At 60.0% G+C, this 19,082-nt stretch carries 20 protein-coding genes and 1 pseudogene; 12 read left to right on the forward strand and 9 right to left on the reverse strand.

Annotated elements, in window-relative coordinates; all coding sequences use genetic code 11:
• Window positions 1-182 precede the first annotated feature (182 nt).
• Together M1D68_RS09060 and sthA are read left to right on the forward strand one after the other, a co-directional pair.
• Window positions 183-1,169 carry an FAD:protein FMN transferase gene (locus M1D68_RS09060; protein ID WP_434702043.1) on the forward strand — a complete coding sequence of 329 codons (987 nt, stop codon included), beginning with the start codon at window positions 183-185 and terminating at the stop codon, window positions 1,167-1,169.
• Window positions 1,170-1,584: 415 nt separating this feature from the next.
• Window positions 1,585-2,979 (forward strand): Si-specific NAD(P)(+) transhydrogenase, encoded by a 1,395-nt coding sequence (sthA, locus tag M1D68_RS09065; RefSeq protein WP_304553302.1) that lies wholly within the window; start codon window positions 1,585-1,587, stop codon window positions 2,977-2,979.
• Window positions 2,980-3,021: 42 nt separating this feature from the next.
• Here the strand turns inward: sthA and M1D68_RS09070 are convergent, their stop codons facing one another.
• Together M1D68_RS09070 and M1D68_RS09075 are read right to left on the reverse strand one after the other, a co-directional pair.
• A complete protein-coding gene (locus M1D68_RS09070; protein ID WP_434563286.1) occupies window positions 3,022-3,744 on the reverse strand; it encodes a glycerophosphodiester phosphodiesterase in 723 nt (240 codons plus the stop codon).
• On the reverse strand, window positions 3,741-4,337 hold the full coding sequence (locus tag M1D68_RS09075) for a PilZ domain-containing protein (protein WP_434563288.1): 597 nt from the start codon (window positions 4,335-4,337) through the stop codon (window positions 3,741-3,743). The genes M1D68_RS09070 and M1D68_RS09075 overlap by 4 nt, the downstream gene beginning before the upstream one ends.
• Window positions 4,338-4,431: 94 nt before the next feature.
• On the opposite strand from M1D68_RS09075, the gene M1D68_RS09080 reads away from it, so the two are divergent.
• The 5 genes and pseudogenes from M1D68_RS09080 to queF all read left to right on the forward strand — a co-directional run bounded on the left by M1D68_RS09080 (window position 4,432) and on the right by queF (window position 8,887).
• Window positions 4,432-5,682 (forward strand): lipoprotein-releasing ABC transporter permease subunit, encoded by a 1,251-nt coding sequence (locus tag M1D68_RS09080; RefSeq protein WP_434563290.1) that lies wholly within the window; start codon window positions 4,432-4,434, stop codon window positions 5,680-5,682.
• A gap of 7 nt (window positions 5,683-5,689) precedes the next feature.
• The gene (gene lolD, locus M1D68_RS09085; RefSeq protein WP_434563292.1) at window positions 5,690-6,373 is read left to right on the forward strand and encodes a lipoprotein-releasing ABC transporter ATP-binding protein LolD; all 684 of its coding nucleotides are present in this window, start codon (window positions 5,690-5,692) and stop codon (window positions 6,371-6,373) included.
• 63 nt (window positions 6,374-6,436) lie between these two features.
• Entirely contained in the window at window positions 6,437-7,681 is a 1,245-nt protein-coding gene (locus M1D68_RS09090; protein WP_457970067.1) for a lipoprotein-releasing ABC transporter permease subunit, read from the forward strand.
• A 95-nt stretch (window positions 7,682-7,776) separates the two neighbouring features.
• Window positions 7,777-7,995, forward strand: a pseudogene (locus M1D68_RS09095) (cupredoxin domain-containing protein); the annotation flags it as partial.
• A 61-nt stretch (window positions 7,996-8,056) separates the two neighbouring features.
• Window positions 8,057-8,887, forward strand: a complete 831-nt coding sequence (gene queF, locus M1D68_RS09100; RefSeq protein ID WP_457970069.1) for an NADPH-dependent 7-cyano-7-deazaguanine reductase QueF — start codon at window positions 8,057-8,059, stop codon at window positions 8,885-8,887.
• Window positions 8,888-8,971: 84 nt separating this feature from the next.
• Here the strand turns inward: queF and M1D68_RS09105 are convergent, their stop codons facing one another.
• On the reverse strand, window positions 8,972-9,238 hold the full coding sequence (locus M1D68_RS09105; RefSeq protein ID WP_420764665.1) for a DUF4404 family protein: 267 nt from the start codon (window positions 9,236-9,238) through the stop codon (window positions 8,972-8,974).
• 109 nt (window positions 9,239-9,347) lie between these two features.
• Window positions 9,348-9,968 (reverse strand): HAD family phosphatase, encoded by a 621-nt coding sequence (locus M1D68_RS09110; protein ID WP_457970071.1) that lies wholly within the window; start codon window positions 9,966-9,968, stop codon window positions 9,348-9,350.
• Between the two features lie 201 nt (window positions 9,969-10,169).
• Between M1D68_RS09110 and M1D68_RS09115 the strand changes: the two genes are divergently transcribed.
• The 3 genes from M1D68_RS09115 (at window position 10,170) to rssC (ending at window position 12,864) form a co-directional block, all read left to right on the forward strand.
• Window positions 10,170-10,859: an MlaA family lipoprotein gene (locus M1D68_RS09115; RefSeq protein WP_420764663.1), complete on the forward strand. Its 690-nt coding sequence runs from the start codon at window positions 10,170-10,172 to the stop codon at window positions 10,857-10,859.
• 341 nt (window positions 10,860-11,200) lie between these two features.
• Window positions 11,201-12,382, forward strand: a complete 1,182-nt coding sequence (gene rssB, locus M1D68_RS09120) for a two-component system response regulator RssB (RefSeq protein WP_039589103.1) — start codon at window positions 11,201-11,203, stop codon at window positions 12,380-12,382.
• The gene (rssC, locus tag M1D68_RS09125; RefSeq protein ID WP_420764662.1) at window positions 12,382-12,864 is read left to right on the forward strand and encodes an anti-sigma factor antagonist RssC; all 483 of its coding nucleotides are present in this window, start codon (window positions 12,382-12,384) and stop codon (window positions 12,862-12,864) included. Before rssB ends, rssC begins: the two co-directional genes overlap by 1 nt.
• 144 nt (window positions 12,865-13,008) lie before the next feature.
• Here rssC and tal read toward each other — a convergent pair whose 3' ends face one another.
• The 5 genes from tal to M1D68_RS09150 all read right to left on the reverse strand — a co-directional run bounded on the left by tal (window position 13,009) and on the right by M1D68_RS09150 (window position 16,763).
• Window positions 13,009-13,935: a transaldolase gene (tal, locus tag M1D68_RS09130; protein ID WP_420764661.1), complete on the reverse strand. Its 927-nt coding sequence runs from the start codon at window positions 13,933-13,935 to the stop codon at window positions 13,009-13,011.
• Between the two features lie 178 nt (window positions 13,936-14,113).
• The gene (gene dusA / locus M1D68_RS09135) at window positions 14,114-15,109 is read right to left on the reverse strand and encodes a tRNA dihydrouridine(20/20a) synthase DusA (RefSeq protein WP_434650538.1); all 996 of its coding nucleotides are present in this window, start codon (window positions 15,107-15,109) and stop codon (window positions 14,114-14,116) included.
• A 91-nt stretch (window positions 15,110-15,200) separates the two neighbouring features.
• Complete coding sequence (locus tag M1D68_RS09140) at window positions 15,201-15,923, reverse strand: metallophosphoesterase (RefSeq protein ID WP_457970074.1); 723 nt, start codon at window positions 15,921-15,923, stop codon at window positions 15,201-15,203.
• Between the two features lie 64 nt (window positions 15,924-15,987).
• Window positions 15,988-16,593 carry a putative adenosine monophosphate-protein transferase Fic gene (locus M1D68_RS09145; RefSeq protein ID WP_457970075.1) on the reverse strand — a complete coding sequence of 202 codons (606 nt, stop codon included), beginning with the start codon at window positions 16,591-16,593 and terminating at the stop codon, window positions 15,988-15,990.
• Window positions 16,593-16,763 (reverse strand): YhfG family protein, encoded by a 171-nt coding sequence (locus tag M1D68_RS09150; RefSeq protein ID WP_085987050.1) that lies wholly within the window; start codon window positions 16,761-16,763, stop codon window positions 16,593-16,595. The genes M1D68_RS09145 and M1D68_RS09150 overlap by 1 nt, the downstream gene beginning before the upstream one ends.
• Before the next feature lie 161 nt (window positions 16,764-16,924).
• Between M1D68_RS09150 and M1D68_RS09155 the strand changes: the two genes are divergently transcribed.
• Window positions 16,925-18,145, forward strand: coding sequence for a putative DNA modification/repair radical SAM protein (locus M1D68_RS09155; RefSeq protein ID WP_434563302.1), 1,221 nt, complete (start codon window positions 16,925-16,927; stop codon window positions 18,143-18,145).
• On the forward strand, window positions 18,142-19,005 hold the full coding sequence (locus tag M1D68_RS09160; RefSeq protein WP_457970078.1) for a TIGR03915 family putative DNA repair protein: 864 nt from the start codon (window positions 18,142-18,144) through the stop codon (window positions 19,003-19,005). The genes M1D68_RS09155 and M1D68_RS09160 overlap by 4 nt, the downstream gene beginning before the upstream one ends.
• Window positions 19,006-19,082 lie beyond the last annotated feature (77 nt).

The raw sequence follows: 19,082 nt of genomic DNA on the forward strand, positions 1-19,082 counted from the left end.
CCTGTGGGAGCGAGCTTGCTCGTAATAGCGGTGTGTCAGGTAGCGCATTGCTCGATGAGCCCCCGCCGCCGCGAGCAAGCTCGCTCCCACAGGTTTTTTGCGCGTGTCTGTAGCCCATAATGGCTGGCGCGGTTTTGTCGGGAGATGAAGATTTGTTAACTGGACGATGGATAGGGGGTGTGATGCTTGCTGGCGTGTTATCCGCTTGCGGCAACGGCGACACCTTGGAGCGCTTCGACGGCCCGACCATGGGCAGCCGCTATTCCATCCAGTACGTCAGGCATGTCGCTACCCCCGGTCCGAAAGTGGTGCAGGGCGAGGTGGAAAAGATCCTGGCCGAAGTAGATAGACAGTTGTCCACCTATCGCAGCGACTCGGACATCGAGCGTTTCAATACGATGCCTGCTGATAGTTGCCGAGTGATGCCGGAGCCAGTTCTCGAGCTGATCCGAGCGGGCGAGCAACTCTCCTCGCAAAGCGCAGGTGCCTTCGATTTGACGGTTGAGCCTTTATTGAACCTGTGGGGGTTCGGTCCGCAGTCCCGGGAAGAACAGGTGCCGAGCGCCGAGGCCCTGGCCGAAACTCGTCAGCGCGTAGGTCATAGACATCTGCGCATTGAGCGCGACCAACTGTGCAAGGACGCCGCGGTGGAAGTCGATTTCAACAGCATCGCGGCCGGTTACGCCGTCGACCGCATCGCCGCCAGGCTTCAGGCCCTGGGCATCGACAGCTACCTGGCCGAAGCCACCGGTGAACTCAAGGCTATCGGGCGCAAGCCGGATGGTTCGCCCTGGCGCATCGCTCTGGAAGAACCACGGGACGACCGGCAAGTGGCGGAGCGGGTCATCGAGGTCAACGGCTACGGGATTTCAACGTCAGGTGATTACCGAAAATACTTCGAGCAGGGCGGCAAGCGTTATTCCCACACCTTTGATGCGCGTACTGGTGCGCCGGTCCTACACAACCTGGCGTCCGTCACGGTGATTCATCCTTCGGCGATGATGGCCGATGGACTATCGACGCTGTTGCTGATTCTCGGTCCTGAACGAGGTTGGGACTATGCCCAGGAACATGGCGTCGGGGTATTTTTCGTATTGCGGGATGGGGAGCGTTTCGTCAGCCGCACCAACGACATCTTTGAACGGATGACCCGTGGAAAAAACCAATGACCATTGAAGTGGAATTACCGTGGCGAGGGAGCTTGCTCCCGCTTGAGTGCGAAGCGCTCACAAAAATGGAGGGGGCGCTACGCACCCCAGCGGGAGCAAGCTCCCTCGCCACATGATCCAAGCGTACTTGAGATCAGTGTCATGCAATGACAGGGTGCTGAAAGGCTCCCGTGGCGAAATAGCGCAGGCAAAGGGGGCATTCTCAATTAATTTACCCACAACGCGGTGGGGAAACTAATTGAGAACGCCCCCTAGCCTACGACGCGACCAAGGGGTAATGTGCGCGGCGTTGACGCTTCTATAGACTGTGGCCGGGCGCGTGAACCGGCCCCAAATTGTTCCTTCATGCCGCCGGTCGGCATGATTTAGCCGTCGGTGCCAAGCGTGGCATCGCGGCCTGTTCTGAGGAGTACGCATGGCTGTCTACAACTACGACGTGGTAGTACTGGGTTCCGGCCCTGCTGGGGAAGGCGCGGCAATGAACGCTGCCAAGGCAGGGCGCAAAGTGGCGATGGTCGACAGCCGTCGGCAGGTCGGCGGCAACTGCACCCACTTGGGCACCATCCCGTCCAAGGCCTTGCGTCACTCGGTCCGGCAGATCATGCAGTTCAACACCAACCCGATGTTCCGGGCCATCGGCGAGCCGCGCTGGTTCTCCTTTCCGGACGTGCTCAAGAGCGCCGAGAAGGTGATCTCCAAGCAAGTGGCCTCGCGTACCGGCTACTACGCTCGCAACCGTGTCGATGTGTTCTTCGGCACTGGCAGCTTCGCCGACGAGCAGACTGTCGAAGTAGTTTGTGGCAATGGCGTGGTCGAGAAGCTGGTGGCCAAGCACATCATCATCGCCACCGGTTCGCGCCCATATCGTCCGGCTGATATCGATTTCAACCACGCACGTATCTACGATAGCGACACTATCCTGAGCCTGGGTCACACCCCACGTAAGCTCATCGTCTACGGCGCCGGGGTGATCGGTTGCGAATACGCCTCGATCTTCAGCGGCCTGGGCGTGCTGGTGGAGCTGGTGGACAACCGCGGCCAGTTGCTGAGCTTCCTTGACTCGGAAATCTCCCAGGCCTTGAGCTACCACTTCAGCAACAACAACATTACCGTGCGCCACAACGAGGAATACGACCGCGTGGAAGGCGTCGACAACGGTGTGATCCTGCACCTCAAGTCTGGCAAGAAGATCAAGGCCGACGCCTTGCTCTGGTGCAACGGCCGTACCGGCAACACGGACACCCTGGGCCTGGAGAACATTGGCGTAAAGGTCAACAGCCGTGGCCAGATCGAGGTCGACGAGAACTACCGCACCTGCGTACCGAATATCTACGGTGCCGGTGATGTGATCGGATGGCCGAGCCTGGCCAGTGCCGCCCACGACCAGGGCCGTTCGGCCGCCGGCAGTATTGTCGACAACGGCAGCTGGCGCTTCGTCAACGATGTACCGACTGGCATCTACACCATTCCAGAGATCAGCTCGATCGGCAAGAACGAGCAGGAACTGACCCAGGCCAAGGTGCCTTATGAAGTGGGCAAGGCCTTTTTCAAGAGCATGGCGCGGGCACAGATCGCCGGCGAGCCGCAAGGCATGCTGAAGATCCTCTTCCATCGCGAGACGCTGGAAGTGCTCGGTGTGCACTGCTTCGGCTATCAGGCGTCGGAGATCGTTCACATCGGCCAGGCGATCATGAACCAGCCGGGCGAACTGAACACGTTGAAATACTTCGTGAACACCACGTTCAACTACCCGACCATGGCTGAAGCCTATCGGGTAGCCGCCTATGACGGGCTCAACCGGCTTTTTTGAGCGGCTCCGGCCGGTGGCCTGAGCCGGCCGGGGAGACCGATTTCAGCAATTCTCGAGGGTGGCAGTGGCCAAACCGGGAAAGTCTGTAATCAGGCTGTCAGCGCCAAAGTCGGCGAGCCTGCGCATGAGCGCGGGCTCGTTGACCGTCCACACCGACACATGCAGCCCCTGGCGCTGCGCCTTGATAAGGCGTTCCGGCGTGCACAGGGTCCAGTTCAGCGCCAGAATCTCGCAGCCATAACTCTGGGCGACCTTCAACGGGTCGAGCCAGGCGTATTCGGCCACCAGTCCGCGGGAAATGTCCGGGGTCAGGTCCAGGGCCGCCTTGAGCACTTCCCGGGAACTGGAGGTGATGGTGATCTTATCCAGCAGCCCGAAGCGTTGGGCCATCTCGCGAATGCCCAGCACGGTTGCGGCGGCGCGGGTGCGTGACGCGCTTTTCACTTCAAGTTGCCAGTGCTCGAAATCGCATTGCTCGAACAGCTCTTCCAGCCGAGGAATCGGGCACGGCTTGATCCAGCCTGGGCCACCTTTGCGCGCATCGTAGGTCACCAGTTCGGCGGCGGTGTGTTCGACGACCTTGCCCCGGCGATCGGTGGTGCGCTTGAGGGTCGGGTCGTGGATCACCATCAACTCGCCGTCCATGGACAGGTGCAAGTCCAGCTCGCAACGGCGCACGCCGTGCTTGAGGCATTCCTGGAACCCGGTGAGGGTATTTTCCGGTGCTTCGCCCTTGGCGCCGCGGTGGCCATAGATTAGGGTCACGGTTCTTCCTTATTGATGCCAGATTCGTTCAGTTCCCGCGCCAGGCGCCGTTCTTGCGCCTGTTTTTGCAGGATGTAGCGGGCCAGCAATTGGCGCTGGGCGTCGGTCGGGTGTTCAAACTCTGTTCCCACGTCGTAGCCATCGCCCTTGGGATCGCAATGCGTGACGCGGGCTCGGAGCAACAGGCCCAGGGCCTGGGGCATCAGCACCAGCTTGATCGACAGGTGCGCGCCGACCGCAACGGGGGAGGGGTATTGGAAATCAATGCCGCCTTCGGAGATGATCACAGGCTGTGGTTCGCCGATTTCGCCAAGCACGGTCACCGCGATGACCTGGCTGAGCAAGTCGATGCGTTTGTTCATGGCCTTCAGGTAGGCGGCGATGCTGCGTTCGCGCTCGCTGATCTGGCGCAACAGGTGCTGTGACTCGAATTCGCTCAGGTGCAATTCGCTGAGCAGATTGAACAATGGGGACTCATCCTGCAACACTTCCTGGCTGGCGGCTTCAGGAACGGACAGGGGCCGAATTTCCAGTGCGATCGTGTCCTCGATACGGTAGTATTCGCGGCGATCTTCTTCATCTAATGTCGACATGGCGAACCCATGGTAGCGGCGGTGGTCTGAGTGTAAAGCTGGTTTGTGACCCCCGCCACAAGGACGTTCCTTTTCCCTCCGAACAAGCCCCGACATGTTCAGACCTCTCTTCGTATTCATCGGCACGCGTTATACCCGTGCAAAGCGTCGCAATCATTTCGTATCGTTCATTTCCCTGACGTCCATCATCGGGCTGGCCCTTGGCGTGGTCGTGATGATCGTCGTGTTGTCGGTGATGAACGGCTTCGATCATGAAATGCGCACCCGCGTGCTGGGCATGGTGCCTCACGCGACCCTCGAAACCGGCGAAGCCATCAGCGATTGGCCGAGCCTGGCCGCCAACGTCAAGCGGAACCCGCAGGTGCTGGCCGTGGCGCCTTTCACCCAGATGCAGGGGCTGCTGACCAACGACGGCAAGGTTTCCAAGGTCTTGCTCAACGGCATCGACCCCGGGCTGGAGCGGCAGGTGTCGATCATCGACAACTTCATGAAGCAGGGCAAACTCGACGACCTGGCGCCAGGCAGCTTCGGCATCGTGATCGGCGACAAAGCCGCGGCCAAGCTCGGCGTGGCCATCGGCGACAAGCTGACCTTCGTCGCGCCGGAAGTCACCGTCACCCCGGGCGGCATGTTCCCGCGCATGAAACGCTTTACCGTGGTCGGAATCTTCCATGTCGGCGCCGGCGAGCTGGACGGCTACCTGGGCGTGACCAATCTCCAGGATCTCGCCCGCCTGCATCGCTGGAAACCGGACCAGGTCCAAGGCCTGCGATTGAAGTTCGATGACCTGTTCCAGGCGCCACGTGTTGCCTGGAACATTGCCCAGCAACTCGGCGAAGACCGTTACTACGCCCGCGACTGGACCCGCACACACGGCAACCTGTACCAGGCGATCCGCATGGAAAAAGCCATGATCGGCCTGCTGCTGTTGCTGATTGTCGCCGTGGCGGCGTTCAACATCATCTCGACGCTGGTGATGGTGGTGAACGACAAGAAGGGCGATATCGCCATCCTGCGTACCCTCGGCGCCACGCCGGGGCAGATCATGCGCATCTTCATGGTCCAGGGCACCGTCATCGGCGTTATCGGTACGTTCGTCGGGGCCCTGGTCGGAATGTTCGCCGCGCTGAATGTCAGCGCCGCGATTGCCGGTCTCGAAACCCTGATCGGGCACAAGTTTCTCAACGCCGACGTGTACTTCATCGATTACTTGCCTTCGCAATTGCAGGCCGATGACGTGTTGATGGTCTGCGGCGCCGCGTTGATCCTGAGTTTCCTCGCCACCCTGTATCCAGCCTGGCGTGCCGCGCGCACCCAGCCTGCGGAGGCGTTACGTTATGAGTGAGTCGGGCATGAGTGAAAAAGCAATCTTGAGTTGCCGCGACCTGGGCAAATCCTACGAGGAAGGCCCGGAGTCGGTGGTGGTGTTGTCGGGCCTGCAGCTGGAGCTGCATCCCGGCGAGCGCGTGGCGATCGTCGGAACTTCCGGCTCGGGCAAAAGCACCTTGCTGAACCTGCTCGGTGGCCTCGATACGCCCACCGCCGGCAGTGTCTGGCTGGCGGGCGAAGAACTCTCGGCATTGAATGAGAAAGCCCGCGGCCTGTTGCGTAACCGTTCCCTGGGTTTCGTCTATCAGTTCCACCATCTGCTGCCCGAGTTCACGGCCCTGGAAAACGTCTGCATGCCGCTGTTGATCGGTCGCACGGCGATTCCCGAGGCCCGTCAGCGCGCCACTGCACTGTTGGAGCGGGTAGGGCTGGGGCATCGCTTGGAGCACAAGCCGGCCGAACTGTCCGGTGGCGAGCGCCAGCGCGTGGCGATTGCCCGCGCCCTGGTCAACAAGCCCGGCCTGGTGATGCTCGACGAGCCGACCGGCAACCTCGATTCCCACACCGCCCAGGGCATCCAGGACTTGATGCTGGAGCTCAGCACCTCGATGCGCACGGCGTTCCTGGTGGTGACCCATGATATGAACCTGGCCCGCCAGATGGACCGCGTCCTGCACTTGCAGGAAGGTTGCCTGACGCCCATCTGATCGACCGAAACCCGGCGCTTGCCGCAAGCGCCGGGTCTTTTATTTTCATACGGTGCCCAACGAATGTTCAGACCGTTATCGATTTTCATCGGCACGCGCTATACCCGCGCCAAGCGCCGCAATCGTTTTGTCTCGTTCATTTCCATGACATCGATGATCGGCCTCGCCCTTGGCGTACTGGCGATGATCGTCGTGTTGTCGGTGATGAATGGCTTCCAGCGCGAAATGAGTTCGCGCATCCTCGGCATGGTTCCGCACGCCACCATCGTTGGCGTTAACCCGATCGATGACTGGCAGCCAGTGGCCGCCGCCGCATTGAAAAATCCTGAAGTCCTCGCGGCCGTTCCGTTCACCGAGATGGAAGGCATGCTGAGCCATAAAGGTTCGATGCAGCCGATCCAGATCAGCGGCGTGGACCCGGCCCAGGAAGGCAAGGTTTCCATCGTCGCCCAGCACATCGTCCAGGGCCGTCTCGACGCCCTGAAACCGGGGGAGTTTGGCGTGGTGATCGGCGAGATCACTGCCCGGCGCTTCCGCCTGAACCTGGGCGATAAACTGACCCTGATCGTGCCGGAAGTCAGCACCGCGCCTGGCGGCATCACGCCACGGATGCAGCGGCTGAATGTGGTCGGCGTGTTCAAGGTCGGCGCCGAGCTGGACGGCTCCATGGCGCTGATCCACCTGGCTGACGCCGCGCAGATGCAGCACTGGCAGCCGAACCAGGTGCAAAGCGTGCGCCTGGCGGTGAAGGACTTGTACGCGGCGCCGAAAGTCTCGGGTGATATCGCCACCGGTCTTGGCGCCAGCTACAAGGCCGACGACTGGACTCACACCCAGGGCAGCCTGTTCAGCGCCATGAAAATGGAAAAGACCATGATTGGCTTGCTGTTGCTGATGATCGTCGCGGTGGCGGCGTTCAACATCATCGCCACGTTGATCATGGTGGTGAACGATAAAGGCGCCGACATCGCCATCCTGCGCACCATCGGCGCCACGCCGCGGCAGATCATGGCGATCTTCATGGTCCAGGGAACGGTGATCGGCATCGTCGGCACGCTCATTGGCGGCGTGCTGGGCGTGATCGCCGCGTTGAACGTCAGTGAGTTGGTGGGTTGGCTGGAGCGGGTCAGCGGTCAGCACATCTTCAGTTCCGATGTGTATTTCGTCAGCAACCTGCCGTCTGAGCTTCAGCGTGGCGACGTGGTGCTGATCTGTTCTGCCGGGTTCATCCTCAGCTTCCTCGCCACCGTGTACCCGGCGTGGCGCGCGGCGAAGATCGAACCGGCGCAGGCGTTGCGGTATTCCTGAGGCTGGACCGGCTTTCGTGGCGAGGGGGCTTGCTCGCGCTGGGCTGCGCCGCAGCCCCAAAATTTCACTCATCCAAATGATAAGCAGCGTCTGGATTGATGCCGACCACGATGAAGCCGGGGTTGGATCATGCCGCCATGGGCCACGGCGAGGCGAAGATGCGCCACGATGACCCCAACAGCGTGCTGGTGGAGCCGGGCAAGACCGCCGAGCTGACCTGGACCTTCAGCAAGGCCACGCGCCTGGAATTCGCCTGTAATGTTCCCGGCCACTACCAGGCTGGCATGAGGGGCGAGCTGACAGTCAGTCAGTAAGCACTCAAAGGCTGCGGCAAAGACTGGTAGAATCCGCTGATTCTTCAGTCAGGTTTCCGTCATGCATCCCGCAGCCGAACATTCGCCGCTGGGCAAATCCAGCGAATACATCGCCACGTACACGCCGTCATTGCTGTTCCCGATTCCGCGCGCCGCGAAGTGGGCGGAGCTGGGCCTGACGGCCGAGACCCTGCCGTACAAAGGCGTGGATTTCTGGAACTGTTTCGAATTGTCCTGGCTGTTGCCTTCCGGCAAGCCGGTGGTGGCCATCGGCGAGTTCGCCATCGCGGCGGATTCGCCGAACATTATCGAGTCCAAATCCTTCAAGCTTTACTTGAACTCGTTGAACCAGACCCCATTCACCGACACCGCGAGCCTGGAAGCGACCTTGCGCCAGGACCTTTCGGCGGCTGCCGGCAAGCCAGTGGGTGTGCGGGTCCGCAGTCTCAAGGATGTGGAAAACGAAGGCATCGTGGCGCTGCCCGGTGCGTGCATCGACGAATTGGACATCAGCGTCGATTCCTATGAGCACCCGCGCCCGGAACTGTTGCGTTGCGATGACTCGCGCATCGTCGAGGAAAGCCTGCACAGCCATTTGCTCAAGTCCAACTGCCCGGTGACGAGCCAGCCGGATTGGGGCAGCGTAGCGGTGGAGTATCGCGGCGCTGCGTTGGATCATGCGAGCTTGTTGGCCTACATCGTTAGCTTTCGCCAGCACTCGGATTTCCATGAGCAGTGCGTGGAGCGGATCTTCCTCGACCTGCAGCGCTTGCTCAAGCCGGAGAAACTGACGGTGTATGCGCGGTATGTGCGGCGTGGTGGGCTGGACATCAATCCGTATCGCAGCACCGACGAGGTGCAATTGCCGAACCATCGGCTGGTCCGCCAATGACATCTTGATTGTGGGATTGCATTTCAATTCGTAAACATTAAAAAGCCCTGCTGGCGATAGCAGGGCTTTCTGCGTTTCAAGGGTTTAGATCCCCATGCCGCCCAAGGTAATGACGATATTGCGCAGTGTTCCGGCGATCGTTGGGTGCTCCACTTCAAAACGCTCTACGGCCAGGTTTACGCCGTCGACCAGGTTGTTGTCCTGAAGCTGGTTTTCCAATTCGATCTGAGATTCGATCTCTGCCATCAACTTGTGCAGATGTTCGCGATCTGGCTCAGACAGCGGCGGGTCCTGTTCCAATTGCTCGCGCAAGGTATCGAGTTGTTCTTGCAATTCCCGGCTGGCAGGCATTGGCGTACTCCCTTTATTGATAGGCACAGACATGGACCGCGACGCTGCGTCAAAGGTCCTTGGCCTGCCTTAAGAGTAATCCACACTCACGCACCCTGCATGATCCGACTCAGGGCTTCTCGCCTTTTTGTCTGCGCAGGCTGATGTCGGTCAGGCAAGTGTCCAGTTCGCCCAGGTGGTCGATCACCGAATGCACGCCGAGGCTGAAGAGCTGCACCGTGGCCTTGGCCCGTTTGATTTCCCGTTCCTGCTGGCTCAGGGCTTGCCATTCGGAAGGGGACAGCCCGCACAATGAGCCGCAGGACGCCAGTCCAATGGTCCACAACCCGGCGTTGAGCCCGGACTGCAACAACTTGGGTTCGCCACTGACCAACACGCAGCCGTCCAATTGTTGGACGTTCAGCGCCATGAGGGCTTGCCAGCAGGCATGCGGCGCCGGCCAAGGTTGATTTGTTGCGGGAAGTTGCGGCGCCTTGATGGACGCAGGCAACGAAGTCGCCAGGCCATGGCTGACGGCGGGGGGCAGGTCGTCGAGCCAGGCGCAGGGGATATCCAGATGCTGCAAGCGTTGCAGGCTTTCCAGCGCGCCTGGGGTCGGATGGGCATGATCCGATGGCTGGGTGCCTGGCTGGCGTACGCGCGCGCCGAAATCCACCAGGCATCCACTCAGGCCAAACAGTACGGCGGTAAGGCTGGGAGCAGGGAGGGGCAGTGCTTCGGCGCGCGGCATGGGAACGTCCTTGAAATAACCAGCAGCCTAGCGAGCGCGGATGACAGTCCGGTGACAGCACCATGATGCGAGTTAGTTGTGGAATATTCCTACAGCGAGCTTCTTGCTTCAGTGCTGCCTATCCACGTTTTCCGTCTTATACTAGCGGCCTTACCGCCTGGGCTCGGCGCCCTTGCCTGAATAATCCAAGGAGTTTTCCCTATGCGCTGGAGCCATCGTCTAGCTCAGCTGTGTCTATCTGCCAGTATCCTGCTGGTACCGTTTGCCGCCCAGGCCGCCACGGAAGAAGATCCATGGGAAAGCATCAACCGTCCAATCTTCACCTTCAACGACACCATTGATACTTATGCGCTCAAACCGCTGGCCCAGGGTTATCAGTACGTGACGCCGCGATTCCTCGAAGACGGCATCCACAACATGTTTCGCAACATCGGTGACGTGGGCAACCTGGCCAACGACCTGTTGCAAGCCAAACCGGCCGCTGCGGGAGTCGACACAGCCCGTTTGATTTTCAATACCACGTTCGGTCTCCTGGGGTTTTTCGACGTGGGCACCAAGATGGGCCTGCAACGTAACGACGAAGATTTCGGCCAGACCCTCGGGTATTGGGGGCTGGGCAGCGGACCGTACCTGATGCTGCCGCTGCTGGGGCCGAGTACCCTGCGTGACGCGCCGGCCAAGTGGGTCGACAGCTACGCCACCCCTTACCCTTATATCGATAATGTCTCGGTCCGCAATTCGATCTGGGGCCTGAACATCGTCGACACCCGTGCCAGCCTGCTCTCGGCGGAAAAGCTCGTCAGCGGCGACAAGTATGTGTTCATCCGCAATGCCTTCCTGCAAAACCGCGAATTCAAGGTCAAGGATGGTCAAGTCGAAGATGATTTTTGATTTCCAATTGTAAGTTGCGGAGGCGGCCCAGATGGCCGCCTTCTTTGCTTTGGTAGGGTTCAAGCGCAGATTTGTCCTTCCATTGAGTTACGCTTCGCTCGGTTCTTATAACTCTCCGTGCTTTGACAAATAAAGACGGCAAGCGACGATTCGCATGAGCTTGAAACGCCCCGCGGATGGGAGTACCGTCTGCGCCTTAGAAGGGCACCTCTGGTGTAACCGTGTGTAGGGCGAAGGCCTGAAGCCGGTACGGCAGAGAGGCTAGAAAGCGAATCCAGTAGTGCGCGCAGGCCCAACGCCAAGCCCGCTACGCCAACCTAATTCTGGCGCCGTTTGCCCACATGCCAAAAACCAGTGCCACGCTGCTGATAATCGATGATGACGAAGTGGTGCGAGCCAGTCTCGCGGCCTACTTGGAAGACAGTGGTTTCAGCGTCTTGCAGGCCAGTAACGGCCAACAGGGTCTTCAGGTATTCGAGCAGGAGAAGCCCGACCTGGTCATCTGCGACCTGCGCATGCCGCAGATGGGCGGACTCGAACTCATTCGCCAGGTCACCGAGCTGTCGTCGCAGACCCCGGTCATCGTCGTTTCGGGCGCGGGTGTGATGAACGACGCGGTCGAGGCGTTGCGCCTGGGCGCGGCGGACTACCTGATCAAGCCCCTAGAAGACCTCGCGGTGCTTGAGCACTCGGTGCGCCGAGCCCTGGATCGCTCGCGACTGCTGGTGGAGAACCAGCGCTACAGGGAAAAGCTGGAGACCGCCAATCGCGAGCTCGAAGCCAGCCTGAACCTGTTGCAAGAGGACCAGAACGCCGGGCGCCAGGTGCAAATGAACATGCTGCCGGTGAGCCCCTGGACGGTCGATGGTTTCCGTTTTGCCCATCAGATCATCCCGTCGTTGTACCTGTCGGGGGACTTCGTCGATTATTTTCGTGTAGATGAGCGTCGCGTGGCGTTCTACCTGGCGGACGTTTCCGGGCACGGTGCTTCGTCGGCGTTCGTCACGGTGTTGCTGAAGTTCATGACCACGCGCCTGCTGTTCGAATCCAAGCGCAACGGTACATTGCCGGAATTCAAGCCTTCTGAGGTCCTTGGGCATATCAACCGGGGCCTGATCAGTTGTAAGCTGGGCAAGCACGTCACGATGGTCGGTGGAGTCATCGACGAGGAGACTGGTTTGTTGACCTATAGCATCGGCGGTCACCTGCCGTTGCCTGTGTTGTATACACCAGACAGTGTTCGTTACCTGGAAGGGCGTGGTTTGCCGGTAGGCCTGTTCAACGAGGCGACCTATGAGGACCACGTATTGGAGCTGCCACCGACATTCAGCCTGACGCTGATGTCTGATGGCATTCTGGACCTTTTGTCAGAGCCTACACTCAAAGAGAAAGAAGCGGCCTTGCCCGAGCGGGTGAGTGCAGCGGGCGGCAGCCTGGAAGGCCTGCGGCAAGTGTTTGGATTAGCCACGCTAGGGGAGATGCCGGATGATATCGCCCTGTTAGTGTTGAGCAGGAACCTTTGATGAGTACCGGTAGAATCCAGTTCGCCGAGCAGGACGGCACTTTTGTCCTGAAGTTTGTCGGTGAGGTGCGCCTGACCTTGTGTTCGGCGCTGGATGCGACAATAGAAAAGATCTTCACCGCGCTGAATTTCAGCGCCATCGTGATCGACCTGACCGAAACCCGCAGCATCGACAGCACTACGCTGGGCCTACTGGCCAAGCTGTCGATCCTGTCGCGGCAGAAAGTCGGCCTGCTGCCGACTGTCGTCACTACCCACAACGACATCACCCGTCTTCTGCAATCGATGGGTTTCGACCAGGTGTTCAACATCGTCGGCGATCCGGTGCCATGCCCCGATTGCCTGGACGACCTGCCTGACCAGGACCAATCCGAGGAAGAAGTGCGGATCAAGGTACTCGAAGCCCACAAGATCCTCATGGGGCTGAACGACTCCAATCGCGAAGCGTTCCATGACTTGGTGAATGCGCTGGAGCGGCCTTGATTCTTGAGCCTGCGTAGGCCGGACTGACGCTTTCGCGAGCCTGCTTGCGAATGGCCTGGTCAGACGCCAGATTTCTCAGGCCGAGCCGCATAAAAAAGGGCGAACCCATCAAGGTTCGCCCTTTTGCATGCCTTGCGAATCAGCTCAAAGCTTGGCTTGCAGCAACGCTTCCAGCTTCTCCTGGTCACGAGCGAACTGACGGATGCCTTCAGCCAGTTTCTCGGTCGCCATGGCGTCTTCGTTGGACAACCAGCGGAACTGGGGCTCATTGAGGCTCAGGCGAGCTTCTCCAGCTTGCCCAGGTGCCAGTTTGCGCTCCAGCTTGCCTTCGTCGGCGGCCAGTTTCTCCAGCAGCTCAGGGCTGACAGTCAAGCGATCGCAACCGGCCAATTGCTCGATCTGGTTGAGGTTGCGGAAGCTCGCGCCCATAACCACGGTCTTGTAGTCATTGGCCTTGTAATAGTTATAGATGCGCGTCACGGACTGCACGCCCGGATCATCGGCGCCGGTGTAGTCGTTGCCGTTGGCCTTCTTGTACCAATCGTAGATACGGCCCACGAACGGCGAGATCAGGAAAACCCCGGCATCTGCACAGGCAGCGGCCTGGGCGAAGGAGAACAGCAGGGTCAGGTTGCACTGGATGCCTTCGCGTTCCAGTTTCTCGGCAGCGCGGATGCCTTCCCAGGTCGAAGCGATCTTGATCAGCACGCGGTCACGGCCAACGCCGGCCTTTTCGTACAGATCGACCAGCCGATGCGCGCGCTTGAGCATGGCTTCGGTATCGAACGAAAGGCGTGCATCCACTTCGGTGGAAATGCGCCCCGGAATCACTTTCAGGATTTCCTGGCCCACCGCAACACCAAAGCGGTCGCTGGCCAGGCCCACGTCGCCCTTGCAGTCCGCCACGCAAGCGTTCAGCAGCTCGGCATAACCGTGGATGGCCGAAGCCTTGAGCAGCAGGGATGGGTTGGTGGTGGCGTCGACGGGTTTGATGCGGGCGATGGCTTCGAAGTCGCCCGTATCGGCCACGACGGTGGTGAACTGCTTGAGTTGTTCCAGCTTGGAAGTCATGAGCGTGCTCTGTCCTATGGGTCCGTTGACATTACCCGAGGGCCGGCAGCCACTCAAGGGCGTGAAGAGGTATCGATGGCCCCAGCGGCAACAACCTGAAAACGGGTGTTTGAAAGGCCGGGGCAACTACCGGTAGATACGATGCCAAAACAGCGCGCAGGTTCAAAGCAAGTGATGGTTAACGCCCTTCCAGCAACTGGCCCGCCTGATCGAGCAAGGCCAACGGATCCTTGGTCTTGTGGATATCCACCGACAACAACTGCCGGAACCGCCGCGCGCCCGGGAACCCAGTGCCCAGCCCCAGCACGTGACGGGTGATGTGGTGCATGGCACCGCCTTGTGCCAAGTGATCGGCAATATAAGGCCGCAGCTGTGCCAAGGCCTCGGCACGAGTAATGAGCGGCGCAGTGCTGCCGAACAACTGTTGGTCCACTTCGGCCAGCAGATACGGGTTGTGGTACGCCTCGCGGCCCAGCATGACACCATCGAACGTTTGCAGATGTTCGTGGCAGGCCTCCAGTGTCTTGATTCCACCGTTGAGTACGATCTCCAGCTCAGGGAAGTCCGCTTTCAATCGGGCCACCACGTCATAGCGCAATGGCGGAATGTCGCGATTCTCCTTCGGCGACAACCCCTCCAGGATCGCAATCCGCGCATGCACGGTAAAACTGTTGCAACCGGCGTCACGCACGGTCCCGACGAACTCGCACAATTGCTCATAACTGTCGCGACCATTGATTCCGATCCGATGCTTGACCGTCACCGGAATCGACACGGCGTCGCGCATCGCTTTCACGCAATCGGCCACCAATTCCGGATGCCCCATCAAGCAGGCGCCGATCATGTTGTTCTGCACCCGGTCGCTTGGGCAGCCGACGTTGAGATTCACCTCGTCGTAGCCATGTTCCTGGGCCATTCGGGCGCAGGCCGCCAAGTCGCCGGGGACGCTGCCGCCCAGTTGCAGGGCCAGGGGATGCTCGGTTTCATGGTGGCGCAGGAAGCGTTCGTGGTCGCCGTTGAGCAAGGCACCGGTGGTGACCATTTCGGTGTAAAGCAGGGCGTGCTTGGAGAGGATGCGTAGGAAGAAGCGACAGTGGGCGTCGGTCCAATCCATCATCGGGGCCACGCTGAAGCGGCGGGAAACGGACTGTCGCAAAGTTTCTTGAAGAGGCATGGGAATCTGGAGGCAAATGCGGAGGCCGCACAGTTTATCAGGTATGGGACGGCAGCGAATGCATTCAGCCCGGACTAGGCAGCCCGCCCATTCACTGCGTCATGCCTATGCTGAAAACCGATTGGCTGCCGATTTCCATGAGGCTCAGTGCTCCGTCGGAAAAGGAGCAGCCAGTATCCATGTAGACAACATTGCCGAGGCGGGTGACGCGCGGGACTGATGAATGTCCGACATAAACTTCGTGGATGCCTTTGATTGGAGTCGGGTCCTGCTGTTCGATTTTGTCCCGGGCATAAAGGGCTTGCGCCAAGGCTTGTCGTTCGGACTGCTTTCCTCGCGTTCCGGTAATGGCTTCCTTCGCATTCTGCCATTCATTTTCAAGCCCGACAGCTGGCGCTTGGGCATGTACTATCCCAACTGTTTTATCGTCGGATAACTTAACTTCGATAATGATCGGAAGTTGCTGAAGCGCTGCTAGAAGTTGCTCCTGGGTGGTCGGGCTCAACTCATAGAGCCAGGCGCCGCCGTTGCGGATGTGCCTGTGTCTGTCTCCGTGGCCGCAGATACCATCGATAACCATTTGCTCATGGTTGCCGCGTACCGCATGAAACCAGGGTTGCCCAAGCCAATTCAATACGTCCTCTGAGTCGGGACCGCGATCGATGAGGTCCCCCACGGAAAAAACCCGGTCTACTTCGGTATTGAACTCGAGTTTCGCCAAGGCCCTTTCCAGAAGCTTGAAATGCCCGTGGACGTCGCCCACGACAAAGTCTCGGCCTCGTTCATTCGGGGGGAACGAGGCGGTCTGGTTCATACATCGTCTTTCGGCAGGGTTGGCTGGCACGGAATGTATCGCTTAAGCAAAGAGCGCAGGTAACTTATGGTCGAGATTGTATCGGCTGTCCAATACACTTCTTGAAAACGGTTTCCATGGGATCGAGCACGCAGTTATAAGCCGCGATATTGGCACTGATCCATTCGTCTTTTTCGATTCCCCACCAACTTATTTCGAACCCGACATTCATGATGAGGTGCTCGAACAGGATGCGTTGGGCGCGGCCGTTGCCTTCTCGAAAGGGATGGATGACGTTGATATCGGAATAGGCGTCCGCCACGGCGACTATGAGTTCATCCCGGCCCATTGCTTCGAACCAATTCGCTGCCGCCATGCGGGCGAAAATCTTTTCGGCTTCCTTCTCCATGTATTCCGGTTGGCAGAAGCGAGTGTCCTGCTTGGCCATGCCAACGGTCCGCAGCTTTCCGGCCCATTCGAACAGGTCTGCGAACAATGCGTGATGGATATTCTGAAGGTAAGCCAGGCTGTAAGGGGGCGGGTTGAATTCAACACTGCTCGCCGCGATCGCCGAAAGCTGTTGTTCGGCTTCGCCCAGGGTGGGTTCGTCGTGGATATCGAGTTTGTTGCGCAGCACCGTGGAGCCGGGATAGCAGTAGGCGTCCTCGCCGACGCCATATTTGTCGGGCATCAGGCTCGGGTCTTGGTGAAGGTCTTCAACACGTCTTCACGGGATGGCAGCTTGCGTTCGCCGTCCTCGAAAGACACCTTGAAGCCCTCCAGGCGCAGGCTCGCTGCGTAGTTGGACCTACGAGTCCTGGCCGCGTAGGCCTTCTTTGTTTCAAGGCTGACAGTGCCCATGGGGTCGGACCTCGAATGACGTGGGTGAGCGGATTATAGCCCATCGCGTAGCTAATGAACCCATCTGTCACTGTCGGTTCGGCGGCTGGATTGACCAACGGAGCTTGCAACACGGCGCATCTGCGAATACTGTTCATGCATCCAGTATCCGAGTGTTTTCCATGCAACTCATTGCCAAGCTGGGCATTCTTGCCGATGCCGCCAAATATGACGCATCCTGCGCCAGCAGTGGCGCCCCCAAGCGCAGTTCGCGGGGGCGGGACGGGCTTGGGGCCACGGATGGCATGGGTATCTGCCATAGCTACACGCCGGATGGTCGCTGTGTATCGCTGCTCAAGGTGTTGTTGACCAATTTCTGCCTGTACGACTGCCAGTACTGCGTGAACCGCCGCTCCAGCAATGTGCCGAGGGCGCGATTCTCACCCGAAGAAGTGGTCCGGCTGACCCTGGATTTCTATCGACGTAATTGCATCAGCGGCCTTTTCCTGAGCTCTGGCATCATTCGCTCGGCCGATTACACCATGGAGCAGTTGGTTCGAGTCGCGCGGTTGCTGCGCGAAGAGCACCAGTTCCGTGGATATATCCATCTCAAGACCATTCCCGACGCCGACCCGCTATTGATCGAAGAGGCCGGGCGGCTGGCGGATCGCCTGAGCGTGAATATCGAATTGTCCTCGGAGATCAGCCTCAAGCGCCTGGCGCCGGAGAAGCAACTGGCTACCATCCGTCAGGCGATGGGCACCATCCACGACGGCCAACAGGCGGTGGCGGGCGAGCCGCGGGCGCCTCGTTTTGCCCCGGCCGGGCAGAGCACGCAAGTGATCGTCGGGGCCGATGCCACTGACGACCACGCCATCCTCAGCAACGCCGAGTCGCTTTACCAGGGCTACGGCCTGCGGCGAGTCTATTACTCCGCCTTCAGCCCGATCCCCGAGAGCCCCGCCAGCGTGCCACTGGCCGCGCCACCTTTGCTGCGGGAGCATCGGTTGTATCAGGCCGACTTCCTCATGCGAGGCTACGGCTATAAGGCAGGCGAACTATTGAGCACATCCACCAACCTGGACCTGGACATCGACCCCAAGCTGGCCTGGGCATTGGCCAATCGTGATGTGTTTCCACTCGACCTCAACCGCGCCGAGCCGGCTTTGCTCGCGCGCATTCCCGGCATCGGCCTGCGCAGTGTCCAGCGGCTGGTGACACTGCGCAGGGAGCGGCGGATTCGCTACGACGACTTGGTGCAGTTGCGTTGCGTGTTGGAAAAGGCGCGTCCGTTTATCGTGACCAGCGATTACCGCCCCGCTGACGGCCAAGTGCGCAGCGGGCTGCTCCGAGCGCGCTTGCGCGACCCACAGCGGCCGGTGCAAATGGGGCTGTGGGCATGATCGCCCTCGATTGTGGCGACGATTTCAGCACCTGGCGTGACCAGGCCCGAACGCTGCTGGGCCACGGAATCGACCCCTGCGACGTGACATGGGCCCAGGGCCCGATCGCCGACCTGCTGGCTGTGCCGACGCCGCTGCCACAGGGCCCGGGGCCGTTCCAGACGCGCGTGCCGCCGGGGTTGTTGGGGCAATTGGAACAGGCCAGCCGCTACCAGGGCGAACAACGCTGGAATCTGCTGTACGAAGTGCTCTGGCGCGTCGCCCATGGAGACCGCACCGCAATGCTCGCTGGCGATCGATTGGGCAGCGAATTGCAACGGCGCATCAAACAGGTCAGCCGCGAAGCCCATCACCTTCATGCGTTCGTGCGTTTCGTACCGCTGCCGCCGGCGGTCGCCGAACAACTGCAGTTGGATCTTGTGGCTTTCCACCAGCCCGCCCACGACATCCTTGAAAGCGCGAGCGGGCATTTTGCCGATCGATTGGGCCGGCAACGCTGGCTGATCGCAACGCCCCGCGATGGCATTCGTTTCGATGGGCATTCGCTGGACTATCAACGCCGTTGCCCCGAGCAATGGCAACAATGGGCCCGCCACGCCGAAGATCCCGGCGCGGAACTGTGGCGCACCTATTATCGACACATCTTCAATCCGGCGAGGCTCAACCCCACCGCGTTGCGCCAGCACATGCCGGGGCGATTCTGGAAGCACTTACCTGAAGGGGATTTGATTCCTCAGCTGGTGGGGCAGGCGCGGCAGGGCAAGCAGAGGGATGGGCAGGCATTGGAAGTGGGGGCGAAAGTGGGGAAGCGGATAATCGCGGGCAGTGGGGCAGAGGTACGGGGCTGTAGACAGTCCTGAGCGCTCGATCACGGTTCACCTGTGCAAATTCCAAACAAGTTCTGTGCCGTCCGCGCTGTGTTCCGGCGCCAGCCATC

The organism is Pseudomonas sp. R4-84 (assembly GCF_054130985.1).